We start from the raw sequence: 15,309 nt of genomic DNA, 5'->3' as shown, positions 1-15,309 counted from the left end.
AATAAAAAAGTATTATGTCAGGTAAATATAACATAAAAAGAATGCTGGGTGCTGCTGTGATGGTGATGTTGCTGGCTACCGGTTGTAAGAAAATTACGGAAGGCTTTTTGAGTGATGGATTATATGTTCCCGATAGCCCTATTAAAATAGAGCGCGGTAACCCATTCCAGAAAACATCTTCTTTGATTGCGGATGGCACAACACAGCCTATGACGGTAACTCTGCTGGATATCAGAAGAGTAGACAATAAAAAACATGCGGATGAATTTTTCCAGGAATACCCGGTATATGTATACACTGCTGCGATAGATCCGAATGTAGATACAACTATTGAACAGGTAAATGCTAAACGCGTATTAAAAAAAATGAAGCCATTTGCGTTCCTGGAAAGTGGTCAGTTTGTTTTTAATGCTGCTACAGATAGTGTTCCTGTTGATGTAGATTATGAATATGATGTACAGGTGACCAATGTAGCCGGCTCAAAAGTGTATAAGAATATCGGGTTGCTAAGAACGATAGATCCTCCGCTGTATGAGCTGACAGGACAGGGGTGTGCCTGGTTCCAGGATTTTACTACCACCAGTGGTAACATAGGAGATTTGAAAATTAATATTTCCCGGATAAGTGGTTCGGGTACATCTGTAATTGTAAAGATCTCAGATCAGTTTGGGACACCTTTTGATCCCAAAACCGGCCAGATTATTAAGCGTGGTACAACCCGGCCAACCTTTGAGAGTTATGCAAAATTTCATCCGGTTGAATACACAGACTCTACTATGGCGTGTAATTATGAAATTACCCCTTTCCCGGTAAAACAGATACCTGGTTTTGGTTACCTCATTTATTACCGTATACCCAGTCAGTTTGTTATACTGGATAAAAGCATTCCAAATTTACCCTCAGCTCCTTGCAATGTAAACCCCCGTTTTGGTTTTCAGATCAAGAAAGCAGGAACTTACCTGATAGATATCAGGTTGCCGAAGACAACGAAGAAAGCTGGTTGATAATTTGAATTTTAGTGTTAAGCGGCCGCACAGCAAATCAGCTGTGTGGCCTTTTTTATACCCCAAATTCCTGTAAAAACTGATGCAGCGTTGTCATGTCTTCCTGCAAATGCAAGGCAGATACAATGGCCCTGTTAACAGGCATACTGTGAGGTTGCGGATAGGCGAAGCTGGAGATGATCACATCTCTGTCTGAGAGATAGTTCACCAGCGATGGTGTATTATCATATTGCGGCAGCAAAAATACCGGTAACCCATGTGGGTTATACACTTTAGTGTCTGCTGTTAAGTGCAGCAGGTAAGCTATATTTTGTTGCAATAACCTGCGCATTTTTTGCATCAGCTCGCCGGATTGCAGCCATGCATAAGCATTTGCGGGCATGAGTGAGGTGCTGGCGGAAAAAAAGGGCATTCGTTTTAATGCCATGATATCTGCTGCATGACCGGCCACTACGCCGCCTTCCAGGCTGTAAGCCTTTGCCAGAGAGGCAGTGAGAAGGTAACGTGCGTTATCGGTGACAGGCAGGAAGTGAATACTGCCTTGCCCGTCCGGCCCAAGGATACCGATGCCATGGGAATCGTCCAGTACTACCAGTACTTTGCGACGCAGCTCCCGCAGCCAGTTAAAATGGTGGATGGTGCTGGTAAGCGGGTTTACGGTATCGCTGACAATCACAAAGCTGTTGTCCGGATGATCATTTATTTTTTCTATGGTCTGGCTGATCCAGGTTTCCCGGTCCTGCAACGGCAGCGCGGGCAGGTGATGCCATAACGAAGGATGTGTATCCGGTGCGTACAACAGTTGTCCGCAGTTGACTGCATAATGTATAGCTGCCTGTGAAGCGAGGTAACCGGAAGAAAATACTATTGCGGCTTGTTGCTGCAGCAAGGTACAGAGTGCATGTTCTATTTCTTCGTATAGGGATAACCGTAAGTTACCCGCTCTTGAAGAAGGGAACAGCGTACCATACATTTCGGTACCGGTCATCAGCAATGCCTTAAAAGCAGGATGCTGATGCAGCCCGAGGTAAGAGAAGCCCGAAAAGAAGAGGCAGTTCCTGCCTTCCATCATCACCGTTCTTCCTGGTGTAGTATCTGTGTACAGCATGTGCCTTTATTCTTTCTTTGTACATAAGATAAACTGAAAATCAGTAGAGGTGACTTTCATGTCAAAGTTAGTATCGGTTAGCTTCATCACCGTAACGAGGTTTTCCACTTTGCGGTCGCCGTTAGATGCCGTTACAGAGATCATAGCTCCGTTACTGAGTATAAAGTATTTACCGGAATCAGGTTTGCCGGCAATGGTGGCTACAAAAAGGTTATCATCGAGGAACTGATAATACACATCGCTGTAGTAGCCCTTTTTCAGGTCTGCTGCCTGGATGTATTGTGTATTGCTGACAGGTGCGTCGGGTGGTATTTGTACATCATATACCCGCCACTTTTTATGCATCAGCAGCTCGTTAGTTGTTTTCGTTTTGCAGCCGGTCATCGCTAACAAAGCAGTAATAACCGATAAGACTATACGTAATTTCATGTATTTATTTATTCCCGGTTTTTTCTTTGTTGTATGCAGCTGATTGTCCTTTGGGAATGGATAAACTTTCCCATTTATCTTTGAGTATCATTTTACCGATATATACAATTTGTCCTACGTGATAGGGTACATGTGCCAGCTGCCGGTTAATAGCATCTACTACGGCATGTGGCTCTTTACGGATGAATACTGTTTTTTCGAGATCAGCTTCCTGTAGGCTACGGATGGCATTCAGCATACAATCCCAGCCTTCGTTCCATTGTTGCAGGAGCTGTTCATGGGAGGTATTATCATCTTCAAATTCCTGGTCCCTGTTACGATTGGGTTTTTCTCCATCTGTAGTGAGGAAGTCGGTCCACCGCGATAACATATTGCCATGCAGGTGTTTTATAATAAATGCAATGCTGTTAGGTTCACCTTCCGCTTGCCAGTGCAGTTGCGCAGTATCCAAACGATGAATGGTTTTTAACCCCAGCTGACGGTGTATTTCCAGGCGTGATAATACGCTTTGTAAATAAATGGATGCAAGTGACATAATATATATTTTGAGTTTCGTTTAATATCCTGCTGCACTGTCGTCGCCACGTTTATCTCCGGAAGCATCCAGGAAACGGAGGGCAGGCGCTCTTTTAATGATTTCCGTGCGACCAACAGGACCCCGCTTCACCACCTTGTAACCCATGCTCTGTAAGGATTGTACGGTGCTGTCGGGGAAATCTTTCTCTACTGCAATTTCATCCGGTAGCCACTGATGATGGAACTTTGACTGGTTTATTGCATCAGCAGGAGAGAGGCCAAATTCCAGTGTATTCATTAACGTTTGAAAAACGGAGGTGATGATGGTAGAGCCACCAGGTGTACCCAGTGAGTATAATGGTTGCTGCTGTTGCAAAACAATGGTAGGTGTCATTGAGCTGAGCATACGTTTGCCGGGTGTGATGGCATTGGCTTCTGTGCCTACCAGTCCGTACATATTAGGTACGCCGGGTTTTACGCTGAAGTCGTCCATTTCATTGTTGAGCAGAAAGCCGGATTTGCCCACCACTGTTCTGCTGCCGTAGTGGCCATTGAGTGTAGTGGTAACAGAAACGGCATTGCCATCGGCATCTATGATACTGAGATGTGTAGTTTCTTCACTTTCGGGTAAAGTACCGGCTTTTGTTTTATCACTGGAGCCGGCTTTCATCGGCACATAGTCCAGCATGCGGGTAGTGAGGTATTTTTTATCTGTTAATTTAGCTACGGGCACTTTTACAAAGTCGGGATCACCCAGGAATTGTGCCCTGTCGGCGTAGGCTCTTCTTTCTACTTCCACCATCAGCTGGATGGCCTGGGGAGAATGAAAGCCCCATTGTGCCAGCGGGTAATTTTCTACCATGCCCATCATCTGCTGCAAACAAATACCACCGCTGGAAGGCAGCGGCATCGTTAAAATCGTATAGCCTTTATAGTTAAAAGCAACAGCGATGCGTTCACAGGCTTTATAGTTTTTAAGATCCTCCAGGGTAATGATGCCGTGGCCGCGTTGCATTTCTGCTACGATGTTGGCGGCCGTTTCTCCCTGGTAAAACCCTGCAGCGCCTTTATTTCGTATAAGCGTGAGCGTATGTGCCAGTTCTTTCTGGATCAGGGTGTCACCTGCCTTCCATGGTTGCTCCTTTATGAATACTGTTTTTGCTGTGTTCAGTTTTTCGAATTCCGCCTTATAGGTATTCAGGCCGTTTGCTTCTGCTTCTGTGATGGCAAAACCTTTGTCTGCCAGGCGGATAGCAGGATCTATGAGTTTTGTAAAAGGCAGTTTGGCATATTTCATAGCAGCAAAGAGTCCGGCTACTGTACCGGGTATCCCGGCAGCCAGGTGGCCATCAAGACTCAGTTGCGTGATTGGATTGCCGAGGGCGTCCAGGTACATATCCCTGCCGGCTTTGGCTGGTGCTGTTTCGCGATAATCGATAGCTATGTTACGGCCGTTTTTTAAATGCGCCACGAGGAAGCCTCCGCCACCAATGTTGCCTGCACCGGGGTAAACCACAGCCAGCGCCAGTTGCGTGGCAATAGCTGCATCTACTGCATTGCCACCCTGCTGCAGTATGATAGCACCTACACGGCTGGCCAGCGGATGTGCCGATACTACAGCACCGTGTAGTACTTTAATATCTTTATCAATCGTGTAGTTGTAAGGATGAAGCTCATCAACCGGTTGTTGGGCACAGGCAGCGTACATGGTGCACACAGTCATACCAAGCAGAATCAGGAAACGCATGGGTTTAGTGTTTGGGTCTAAATTAAGAAAACAATCCCTATCTTACGTTATCTAATTGTTCGCTTTCTATGCGCAGATATGTATTATTGGCTTTTGTATTATTGGGCTTTTCCCGGATACAAGCCCAGGTGCCAACACCCGATCAGTTCCTCGGTTATCCTCTGGGAACACAATTTACCCCACATTACAAGGTGGTGGAGTATTTTAAACAGGTTGCCGCCGCGGCTAAAAATGTGAAGCTGGAGCAATACGGTACTACTTATGAAGGTCGTCCATTGATGATGGCGATTGTAGCTTCTCCTGAAAATTCCGGCAGACTGGAAGAGATCCGGCAGCGTAGTCTGGACATGTCTAATGCCCGGGATAACAGTAAAAGCAACCAGCCGGTAATTGTTTGGCTCAGCTACAACGTACATGGCAACGAGGCGGTGTCTACTGAGGCATCCATGAAAACACTCTATGAACTGGCCAATAACGGCAATGCACAAACGCAGGAATGGCTGCAGCATACAGTAGTGATCATTGATCCCTGCCTGAACCCCGACGGACATGAAAGGTATGTGAACTTTTACAACAGCACACGTGGCCTGCACCCCAATGTATACCGCTATTCCAGGGAGCATGATGAGCCCTGGCCCGGTGGTAGGGCCAACCACTATTATTTTGACCTGAACCGCGACTGGGCCTGGCAAACGCAGCAGGAATCGCAGCAACGGGTAACAAAATATAACCAGTGGATGCCGCAGCTACACGTAGATTTTCATGAACAGGAAATAGAAGCGCCTTATTATTTTGCACCGGCAGCGGAACCTTTTCATGATGCTATAACGCCCTGGCAGCGCGAGATGCAGGAGAAGATCGGTAGAAATAATGCAAAATATTTTGATCAGCAGGGTTGGTTATATTTCACAAAAGAACGTTTCGACCTTTTCTATCCCAGCTATGGAGATACCTATCCGATGTATAATGGTGCTATCGGCATGACCTTCGAACAAGGCGGTAGTGGGAGAGCAGGCGTAGCGGTTTTGAAAAAGGATGGTGACACCCTTACATTAGCAGATCGTATTGCGCATCATTTTACTACGGGGATGTCTACTATAGAAGTAGCTTCGCAAAACGCACCAAAGATCCTTAGCGAGTTTACACATTACTTTGAGGTAGCAAAAAAAGACCCGCAGGGAGGCTATAAATCATACGTGGTAAAAGCAGCCGGCAATACAGAAAAGCTGAATACCCTGGCGGAATTGTTGCGCAGGAATAATATTACTTTTGGCTTTGGTTCCAATACCGGCAGTGCCAGCGGATTTAACTATTTTACCGGTAAAACCGAACATTTTAATATAGATAAAGAAGACCTGGTCATCAATGCTTACCAGCCGCATTCCAATATGCTGCGGGTATTATTTGAACCGGTATCTCACTTAACAGATTCTGTTACTTATGATATTACTGCCTGGGCATTGCCTTATGCATACGGTTTGCCGGCATATGCAGTAACACAGCCGCTTACACCTGCAACAGATTCGCCGGCAGTACGTAACAACACCCCACTGATAGCGCAAAAACCATACGCTTATGTAGCAAAATGGAATAGCCTGCGGGACGTGAAATTTTTATCGGCCTTATTGAAGCATGATATAAAAGTGCGTTTTACAGAAGTGCCTTTTAGTGTGGGTGGTAAAGATTTTCCTGCGGGAACACTTATCATTACACGTACCGGTAACACCAGTAAAGGTGAACAGTTTGACAACTTTATCACTTCACAGGCTAATCGCTTTAAAATTGTACTGGATGCAGTTCCCAGCGGTTTTGTAGACAAAGGGACTGACTTCGGATCTGATAAAATAAGATATATTAAATCGCCCAAAGTAGTGCTGGTAGTAGGCGATGAGGTTTCATCGCTGGGCATGGGAGAAATATGGCATTTCTTTGAACAGCAACTGGATTTCCCACTAACGGTGGTGAATGAACGAAGATTGACTGCAATGGACTGGGAACAGACCGATGTGTTGATTTTGCCGGAAGGTGAATACAAGCTCTTCTCTGATAAGGCTGCCACAGAGCGTTTGAAAGACTGGATCACCAATGGTGGTAAACTGATTGCACTGGAAGGTGCAGCTGCCCAGGTAGCAGGTGCGGATTGGGGTATTAAGTTGAAGAAAGATGAGGAAGATAAAGAAGCAAAGGAAAAAGCAGCCGCTGAACATCCTTATAATGTGCTGAAACCCTATGCTAACCGCGAACGCGAAAGTGTGAAACAATTCATACCCGGTGCTATTTACAAAGTGCAATTAGATATAACACATCCGCTTGCCTTTGGATATCCTGATTTTTATTACACCTTAAAACAAGATTCCCGCCTCTACGAATTCATTGACAGCAGTGGCTGGAACGTAGGTGTGTTAAAGAAAGATAACTATCTCAGTGGTTTTGTAGGCGCCGAAACCCTTAAGCAGTTGAAAGACGGATTACTATTTGGTGTAAAAGATATTGGTAGCGGGCAAGTAGTTATTATGGCAGATAACCCGTTGTTCAGAAGTTTTTGGGAGAATGGGAAGTTGTTATTTAGTAATGCTGTGTTCCTGGTAGGACAATAAAAAAAGAATTACGAATTACGAATTGAGAATTACGGATCGCAGCGATCTTCGCTTATAGCCGTAATTCTCAATTCGTAATTCTTTTTTATAATCTTCTTTTTATATTACAACCCATACAATTGGAACTGCCTACTGCTACTGCTTTTCCAGCCAACACATCATTCATGGCATTTTGCAGTAAGCGGGCTTTTACGGCATCTGCGTTACCCGGACTATCATCTATCGCACCTTTATAAGCAAGCTTGCTATTTTTATCGAAGAGGAAACATTCCGGTGTATGGTTAGCATCAAAAGCATCTGCCAAAGCTGCATTTTTATCTATTATATAATACCATGAAAATTGCTGCCTTACTGCATACTCTTTCATCGCAGACATTGATTCTCCTTCGTTACGCGCGGCTTCGTTGGAATTGACCATTACCACACCAATATTATTTTTGCGTGCAAATGTACAGAGGACATGTAGTCTTTCCTGGTTACGCACCATATACGGACAGTGGTTGCCGGCGAATACCACCAGCAGGCCATTGTTTCCTTTGGCGCTATTTAAAGAAATTTCTTTTCCGGAAACATCCAGCCAGGTAGCTTCCTGTTTTGGTATGGGAGCACCCAAATCCAGTGATGTTTCTCTGCCTGGTTGAAATGCGGTGAGCAGAATGGTAAAACAGGATAAATAAAAGGTGGCCTTAATCATAATTGATGGTTTTCAGGTCCTTACTAAATATAACAAAATGCGACAGTATTTTATTGCGTTTAAGGGGCAATAATTAAGGAAGATATATAAATATTTTATAAAATAGAAATATTTACAAAGTGTAGCTTCGAAAATCAGGTTATAAAGTACGTAACAGTTTCTTTTTCTCTTCCTGTGCATTATCGCTCAAGGCGCGGATACTGGCATTCAGCTCAAATCCTATCAGCAGGATGAAAGAATTGAGAAAGATCCAGAGCATAAAAACAAGGATAGTACCGATAGAGCCGTAGATCTTATTATAATTAGCGAAATTATTCACAAAATAAGAGAAGCCCACCGTTACCACGATCATGAAAATAGTAGCTACGGTAGCACCGGCGGTAATGAATTTCCATCTTTTGGTAGTAGCAGCACCGATGCGGTACAGCACTGAATTTATGGAGTAAAACAACATAATGATCAGTATCCATCGGGCAATATCAATAACGTTGCGCAGCAGTGTACTTTTGATGCCTACCAGGTTAAATACCCAGCGTAATGTGGCGCCCTGGGCAATGATCAGTCCTACAGTGATCAGCAATATTAGCACCAGTATAGCGGTGAGCTGCAGTGCTATCAGCCTGTTCTGCCACCACTTCCTTCTCCGGAAACCTGCACCGCCTATTTTGCTGAAAGACCGGAGGATACCCATCACCCCGTTGGAAGAATAGAAGAACCCCATCAGAAATGCCACAGACAATAACCCGTTACGATGTGTATACAGGAAATCATGCATCATGTCCCGTACAATCTTGTAGGTTTTATAGTTAGGTGTAAGATCCTGGGCCAGGTCATAGAGGGTGGCTTCTATATTTTTCACAGGCACATAAGGCACCAATGTAAACAGAAAGATAAAAAATGGAGGAATGGCCAACAGGAAGTTAAAGGAAATAGCCCTGGCCCGGTCGCCCAACCCCCTGTTTTTGGTTTCCTGCCCGAAATGTTTGAGTACATCATATAGCGGTAAGCCTTCAAAGCCAGGCAAGATCAGCGTTTTGCTGCGATCCACCAGCCGGCGGTAAGGGCGTGAACGGAAAATGATGTTTTCGGGTCTGAATGCCAATTTGATTTTAATTTTAATATCCTCTCTTGTTCAATTCGGCCTGGTACAGTTTTGCATTCACCAGGTGTTCTGCATAGGTGGCTGCAAAAGCATGATAGCCGGAGAAGTCGGATCTGGCACAAAAATACAGGTAATCTGTTTCCGGTGTGTTTAATACCGCATTTAAAGTTTTTACGGAAGGTGTGCAGATGGGGCCCGGCGGCAGCCCGGCATATTGGTAAGTGTTATATGGTGAATCGAACTGGGTATGCGCTTTAAGGATCCTTTTCAGTCCAAAATTCTGTAGTGCAAATTTTACGGTAGGATCAGCCTGCAGCAGCATGTTTTTGCGGTAACGGTTCAGGTATACGCTGGCAATCAATGGTTTTTCATCATTTTTATTGCTTTCTTCCTCTACAATGGAGCCGAGTATTGTTACTTCATTGGGAGTTAAGCCTAGTGCCTTTGCTTTTTCTTTTCGTTCCGGTGTCCAGAATTCTTCTCTTGCCTTTTCCAGCTTTTTAAACACTGCTTCAGCGCCGGTATTCCAATAGAACTCGTAGGTGTTGGGCACCACGGTACACATCACGGTGTTGGTATCCAGTCCAAACTGCCGAAGGTATACAGGATCTTGCATCAGGGAGCGTAATACGGTGGAATCAGCCTCCAGGCTGGTGCATATCTTTCTTACAAAATCATCTTTAGTGCGTAATTTATTGATTACGAGGTCTACCGGTGATTGTTTTCCGGAGCGCAGCAATTTCACAATATCAAAATTGCTCATGCCCCTGACTATTTTATAGCGACCGGCTTTTACGCGGGAAGGGTAACTGAGTTCCTTAGCCACCCAGTTGAAGCTGTTGCGGTTGCGTACAATGCCTTGTTCTTCCAGTCCGTCCAGCACATTATCGTAGGTGCTGTTAGTACGTACATAGAAGTATTTGGTATCGCCAAAAGCTTTTGTATTCGGGCCAAACACGCGGTAGGAGATGTATACCAGGGCGCCGGCAGCTAAACAGCCGGCAATGACCAGTATCCGCCTTATCCAGACAGATCGTTGACTGGTTTGTTTGCTTTTTTTAGCCATAGATAGTATTCAACATTACGTATTGCGATAAAGAGTGAGTACCGTGATAACGGAAGGGTTTTCAATATACTCCATCAGTCGCCATTAAAAAAAACCTCGCTTTTAACGGCGAGGTTTCATGAATTATTATTCAGATAAGATGATTATTTCTTAGGGGCCGGAGCCGGAGCTTGTGGCAACTGAGCAGGAGGTGCCTGCTGTGGTACCGGTTGACCAGCGGAAGCTCTTTCTACTGCAGTAGGAGCGCTTACCGGGCCTTTGCTGCTTTTACCAATAAAGAAAGGAGCTGTCAGGCATAATAATGCAATCACAATAGCCAGGATCCAGGTACCTTTTTCTAACACGTCAGTAGTCTGACGCACCCCAATCACCTGATTACCTACACCACCAAGGGAGCCAGACAAGCCGCCACCTTTAGGGTTCTGGATCAGCACGAAAAAGCCTAACAACACACAGGCTAATATGATCAGGATACCAAAAATTATCAACATAGAAATTACTATTTATTTTTGTCTGTTTTTGACTTTAATTCTACTATCTTTTGCGCAAAATAAGCGTTTTTGTCGGGATTAAGCAAACTTAATTTTTGATATATCTTAATGGCGTTACCATACTGGTGCTGACGCACCCAGATTTCCGCCAGTGTTTCAGATACGATATCATTATTAAATGTAATAGAGCTCATCGCCATCTTCTCTACTGTTTCTGATACTTCCGGTTCTTCATCTTCTTCATAAATCTTGTGTAATTGCTGATGATACCAGTCTTTACTGGCTTTTCCGGCAAAACTGTCTTTCATTTGCCGTAGCCATGATGTAAAGCTTTTCATTTCTGCTGCCCCCTGCTCATTTAACTCATCTGCTGCCCCCGGGTTTTTCAACCGTTTATAGGCAAAGTAATCATCGGTATATAAAGGCTGAAAGGTAAGGACTGTCTCTTCTTCTACTGGTAACGCCAAAGGAAATATTTTAATCGGCTCGGTAGACTCAGGTGATTCATCTGCCACTATCGCCCGTTTGCTTTCTATTACAGGCGGGATTATAATGGGAGGTGTTTCAATGATTTCTTCCGGGGCCGTTGTTTTTGTTGTGTTAAAGGCAGCTGGTTCAAAATCGCCGATGGCGGCTATTGTTACCCTTTCAGGTATGGTAACTTCCGGTATCACTATAGCTGCTTCCGGTTCAGGGGAGTGAATTAATTCAGGTACCACTACCGGAGCTTCCGGCTCAAAGGTGTGAACTAATTCAGGTATCACCACAGTTGCTTCCGGTTCAGGAATGTGGATGGCTTCCGGTATAACTGCTGTTATTGTCTTGGCCACCACAGGCTCAATGTTATCTTCAGGAATCACGATCATGGCGGCTATACGGTCTTCTGCTTCCTGTAATCCCGGCTCTTCGGCAAGAAACTGATATAAGTGATGCTGCTGGCTGGTATATAGCAAGGCTTTTTTCACAGCCGGGCTGTGGAGATCCCCTGTATAGCTACATACTTTCTTCGCCAGCAACAAACGTGCAGCGGAAAAATAAGGGTGATCCGCCACCAGTTGTTCCATTACTGTTTCATCTACCTGTTGCAGGTTAGGTTGTAGAAAGACATGCGCGATTATCCTGTTTGCCGTCATAAGTTGCTAATGTAATAAAAAAAGAATTGCGAATTACGGTTATCAGCGAAGATCGCTTTGATCCGTAATTTACAATTCTCAATTCGTAATTTTCTGCATTACCAGTTTGCAAAAGCGCGGTTGAAAATATCATCGGTAATACCCGGAATAATGTTCTCATCCAGCAGCCTGTTTTCGACAGTGCTGGGGAGCTGGCTGGCATTAAAATCTGCTGAACGGCTAAATGACTGGCTAAAGCCTTTTTTATCGCCAGTACGTTTGATAAAGGTAATATTCACTGTCACGTTCAGGCGGGAGGTAGCGGCCTGGTCTACGTTTGTTACGGCCGCATTGGAAAAGGAATAGCCGGTGATGGTTCCTTTGAACTCGTAATCGGCCTTGGTTTCATTTTCATTTACCTGGGTCAGACGTGTTTGTGAAGTAATTTTATCACGCAGTTTCTGCGTCAGTTTCTGGCTTAAAGACGGGTTGTTGATAGGTGCCCTGTTTTCAATAAAGCGAACGTTTACGGTAGAAGCTCCCTGTTCTATACTGGCACCGGTAGTAGAATATTTAACACTGCAACCGCTTAATACAGCCAGTAAGGCTATCGTTATAAATACTTTAATGCTTTTGATCATTGTTGTACTAATATTAAATTCGTTTATTCAGCGATGTTATATTCTTTGAGTTTGCGGTAAAGCGTTCTTTCAGAAATACCCAGGTCAAGGGCAGCATCTTTACGTTTGCCTTTATGTTTCTTCAGGGCTTTTACGATCAGCTCTTTTTCCTTGTCGGCAATAGATAATGTTTCTTCTACTTCTTCGTGATGATCAATTTTATTATCCTGTAAGATAATAGGTTGGGCATTACTGATGTTAGTGTTAGTGGCCGGTGTGTTCATTTCACCGGTGTTTGGATAACTGTGCAGCACGTGGTTTTCCGGATGATAATCTGCCGCATGTGCCATAGATGGATTTTGCAGGATATCGAAAAACATTTTCTTTACTTCTGTTACATCTTTCTTCATGTCGAAGAAAAGCTTGTACAGGATATCCCGTTCGCTGGTGAAGTCGCCGTTTTGTTGCTGTGATGCCAGCATGGGCAGGCGGTTCATTTCTGCAGGTTGTTCCGGCAGGAAACGTTTGAGATCATTGGCAGTTACCAGCTTATCGGATGATAACACAGAGATCTGTTCTGCAATATTTTTAAGCTCACGGATGTTACCACGCCAGGGATAGTTGACCAGTATATTACGGGCTTCTTCATCCAGTTGTATGGAAGGTGTTTTATATTTTTCAGAGAAATCTACAGAGAATTTTCTGAACAGTAAAGGAATGTCTTCTTTGCGGTCGCGCAATGCGGGAACGCGGATAGGCACGGTGTTCAGCCTGTAGTAAAGATCTTCCCTGAACTTACCCTGTTGGGTACGTTCCAGTAAATCCCTGTTGGTAGCGGCTACTACGCGTACATCTGTTTTCTGTACTTTGGAAGAGCCTACGCGGATATATTCACCGGTTTCCAGTACACGTAGTAAGCGGGCCTGTGTGCCCAGTGGCATTTCACCAATTTCATCCAGGAAGATGGTGCCGCCGTTTACTGTTTCGAAGTAACCTTTGCGGCTATCAACTGCACCGGTAAATGACCCTTTTTCATGGCCAAAAAGTTCGGAGTCAATTGTCCCTTCCGGAATAGCGCCGCAGTTAACGGCTATAAAAGGATTGTGTTTACGCGCACTGAGTGCATGAATAATCTGCGAAAAAACTTCTTTACCAACACCACTTTCTCCGTTAATAAGTACGGTAAGATCTGTGTTAGCCACCTGTACAGCCACCTGCAGCGCATAATTCAGCGCCGGACTACTACCAATAATGCCGAATCTGTTTTTTATAGCCTGTATGTCCATAAGCGGTTAATCTCCTGTTTGATGGTTTAAAATTTGGCGTAATCTATAACATCACGCCTATCTATTAATACACTGCTTTTCCTATCAGCGTACCTGATGTACAGCTTTCTATCTTCACCATAACATAATCGCCCTTCTTAAAGTTTTCTTTTGGAAACACGACTACTTTATTTTGATCATTACGGCCATAGAGATCAGCATCGGAGCGTTTGGAAACGCCTTCTGCCAGCACTTTGAAGGTTTTACCTACTTCTTTCTCCATAGTAGCCTGTGAATGACCACGGTACAATTCAACAACTTCTGCCAGCCTTCTTTTCTTTACTGCTTCCGGTATGTCATCCTTATAGCGGCGTTCTGCCAGCGTACCCGGACGTTCGGAATAAAAATACATGTAGGCCAGATCGTAGCGGGCATACTCCATGAGACTGAGGGTATCCTGGTGATCTTCTTCCGTTTCTGTACAGAAGCCGGTGATTACATCGGTAGATAAGCCACAGTCGGGGATCAGCTCACGGATACGGGCTACTTTTTTCATGTACCATTCACGTGTATAAGTGCGGTTCATGAGCTGTAAGATGCGCGTACTGCCGCTTTGCACCGGCAGGTGAATATAATTGCAGATGTTATCGTACTTTAAGATGGTATAAAGTACCTCATCTGTAATATCTTTAGGATGAGAGGTGCTGAAACGTACGCGCAGCAAAGGATTGATGAGCGCTACTTTTTCCAGCAATAATGCAAACGTAATGGTTTCTGTACCGGCATCGTTGGTCCAGTAGTAGGAGTCTACGTTCTGGCCCAGCAGTGTTACTTCGCGGTAGCCGCTTGCAAAAAGCTCTTCTGCCTCTTTTATGATGGAATAGGCATCACGACTGCGTTCACGGCCACGGGTGAAAGGTACTACGCAGAAAGAACACATGTTGTTACAACCACGCATAATAGATACAAAGGAGGTTACCCCGTTGTTATCCAGTCGCACCGGGCTGATATCACCGTATGTTTCTTCGCGGCTCAGCAGTACATTCACTGACTTCTGACCTGTTTCCGCCTCTGCTATGAGGGCAGGGAGACTGCGGTAAGCATCCGGTCCCACTACCAGGTCTACCAGTTTTTCTTCTTCCAGCAGTTTGCCTTTTATACGTTCGGCCATGCAGCCCAAAACGCCTACCAGCAAGCCAGGGGTGCTTTGTTTTATTTTTTTGAATTCAGTAAGACGCTTACGTACTGTTAATTCTGCTTTTTCCCGGATGGAGCAGGTATTCAGCAGGATAAGGCTGGCTTCTTCTACATTGCGTGTAGGGCCATATCCTTCCTGGTTAAGGATGGAGGCAACAATTTCACTATCGTTGAAATTCATTGCACAGCCGTAACTTTCTATATAAAATTTTTTACTATATGTTTGAGCACTAATCGTTTCAGGAGCAAAAGCTTCTCCCTGGCGACTTTCATCATGCACTTTGGTATCCTGGTCCAGCATTCCTAACAAAAATTTTGGAATGCAAAAATACGCAATTAAAACGGAAAAATGCCATAATGG

At 44.5% G+C, this 15,309-nt stretch carries 14 protein-coding genes; 2 read left to right on the top strand and 12 right to left on the bottom strand.

What is annotated here, in order from left to right:
- Nucleotides 1-14: 14 nt before the first annotated feature.
- Entirely contained in the window at nucleotides 15-1,004 is a 990-nt protein-coding gene (locus CLV51_RS16935) for a DUF5007 domain-containing protein (protein WP_106529240.1), read from the top strand.
- Between the two features lie 55 nt (nucleotides 1,005-1,059).
- Here the strand turns inward: CLV51_RS16935 and CLV51_RS16930 are convergent, their stop codons facing one another.
- From CLV51_RS16930 to ggt, 4 genes are read right to left on the bottom strand one after another with little or no spacing between them, the layout of a single operon-like run.
- On the bottom strand, nucleotides 1,060-2,112 hold the full coding sequence (locus CLV51_RS16930) for an aminotransferase class I/II-fold pyridoxal phosphate-dependent enzyme (RefSeq protein WP_106529239.1): 1,053 nt from the start codon (nucleotides 2,110-2,112) through the stop codon (nucleotides 1,060-1,062).
- A 6-nt stretch (nucleotides 2,113-2,118) separates the two neighbouring features.
- On the bottom strand, nucleotides 2,119-2,541 hold the full coding sequence (locus tag CLV51_RS16925; protein ID WP_106529238.1) for a hypothetical protein: 423 nt from the start codon (nucleotides 2,539-2,541) through the stop codon (nucleotides 2,119-2,121).
- Nucleotides 2,542-2,545: 4 nt separating this feature from the next.
- Nucleotides 2,546-3,076: a DUF1572 family protein gene (locus CLV51_RS16920; protein ID WP_106529237.1), complete on the bottom strand. Its 531-nt coding sequence runs from the start codon at nucleotides 3,074-3,076 to the stop codon at nucleotides 2,546-2,548.
- A gap of 21 nt (nucleotides 3,077-3,097) precedes the next feature.
- Nucleotides 3,098-4,804 carry a gamma-glutamyltransferase gene (ggt, locus tag CLV51_RS16915; protein WP_106529236.1) on the bottom strand — a complete coding sequence of 569 codons (1,707 nt, stop codon included), beginning with the start codon at nucleotides 4,802-4,804 and terminating at the stop codon, nucleotides 3,098-3,100.
- Nucleotides 4,805-4,872: 68 nt separating this feature from the next.
- On the opposite strand from ggt, the gene CLV51_RS16910 reads away from it, so the two are divergent.
- Nucleotides 4,873-7,401: a M14 family metallopeptidase gene (locus CLV51_RS16910; protein ID WP_106529235.1), complete on the top strand. Its 2,529-nt coding sequence runs from the start codon at nucleotides 4,873-4,875 to the stop codon at nucleotides 7,399-7,401.
- An 85-nt stretch (nucleotides 7,402-7,486) separates the two neighbouring features.
- Here the strand turns inward: CLV51_RS16910 and CLV51_RS16905 are convergent, their stop codons facing one another.
- The 8 genes from CLV51_RS16905 to miaB form a co-directional block, all read right to left on the bottom strand.
- Nucleotides 7,487-8,095, bottom strand: a complete 609-nt coding sequence (locus tag CLV51_RS16905; protein ID WP_106529234.1) for a redoxin family protein — start codon at nucleotides 8,093-8,095, stop codon at nucleotides 7,487-7,489.
- A 139-nt stretch (nucleotides 8,096-8,234) separates the two neighbouring features.
- The gene (locus CLV51_RS16900) at nucleotides 8,235-9,197 is read right to left on the bottom strand and encodes a YihY/virulence factor BrkB family protein (RefSeq protein ID WP_158267047.1); all 963 of its coding nucleotides are present in this window, start codon (nucleotides 9,195-9,197) and stop codon (nucleotides 8,235-8,237) included.
- A 13-nt stretch (nucleotides 9,198-9,210) separates the two neighbouring features.
- Nucleotides 9,211-10,263, bottom strand: a complete 1,053-nt coding sequence (gene mltG, locus CLV51_RS16895; protein ID WP_106529232.1) for an endolytic transglycosylase MltG — start codon at nucleotides 10,261-10,263, stop codon at nucleotides 9,211-9,213.
- A 143-nt stretch (nucleotides 10,264-10,406) separates the two neighbouring features.
- Nucleotides 10,407-10,754 carry a preprotein translocase subunit SecG gene (gene secG / locus CLV51_RS16890; protein ID WP_106529231.1) on the bottom strand — a complete coding sequence of 116 codons (348 nt, stop codon included), beginning with the start codon at nucleotides 10,752-10,754 and terminating at the stop codon, nucleotides 10,407-10,409.
- Between the two features lie 8 nt (nucleotides 10,755-10,762).
- The gene (locus CLV51_RS16885; protein ID WP_106529230.1) at nucleotides 10,763-11,887 is read right to left on the bottom strand and encodes a hypothetical protein; all 1,125 of its coding nucleotides are present in this window, start codon (nucleotides 11,885-11,887) and stop codon (nucleotides 10,763-10,765) included.
- Between the two features lie 98 nt (nucleotides 11,888-11,985).
- Nucleotides 11,986-12,507 (bottom strand): LPS assembly lipoprotein LptE, encoded by a 522-nt coding sequence (gene lptE, locus CLV51_RS16880; RefSeq protein ID WP_106529229.1) that lies wholly within the window; start codon nucleotides 12,505-12,507, stop codon nucleotides 11,986-11,988.
- Between the two features lie 23 nt (nucleotides 12,508-12,530).
- Nucleotides 12,531-13,772, bottom strand: coding sequence for a sigma-54 interaction domain-containing protein (locus CLV51_RS16875; RefSeq protein WP_106529228.1), 1,242 nt, complete (start codon nucleotides 13,770-13,772; stop codon nucleotides 12,531-12,533).
- A 64-nt stretch (nucleotides 13,773-13,836) separates the two neighbouring features.
- Nucleotides 13,837-15,249 carry a tRNA (N6-isopentenyl adenosine(37)-C2)-methylthiotransferase MiaB gene (miaB, locus tag CLV51_RS16870; RefSeq protein ID WP_106529227.1) on the bottom strand — a complete coding sequence of 471 codons (1,413 nt, stop codon included), beginning with the start codon at nucleotides 15,247-15,249 and terminating at the stop codon, nucleotides 13,837-13,839.
- Nucleotides 15,250-15,309 lie beyond the last annotated feature (60 nt).

The organism is Chitinophaga niastensis (genome assembly GCF_003014755.1).
Lineage (GTDB): Bacteria > Bacteroidota > Bacteroidia > Chitinophagales > Chitinophagaceae > Chitinophaga > Chitinophaga niastensis.
Note: the sequence above shows the minus strand (reverse complement) of the source record. Positions and strands in the feature narration are given on the sequence as shown.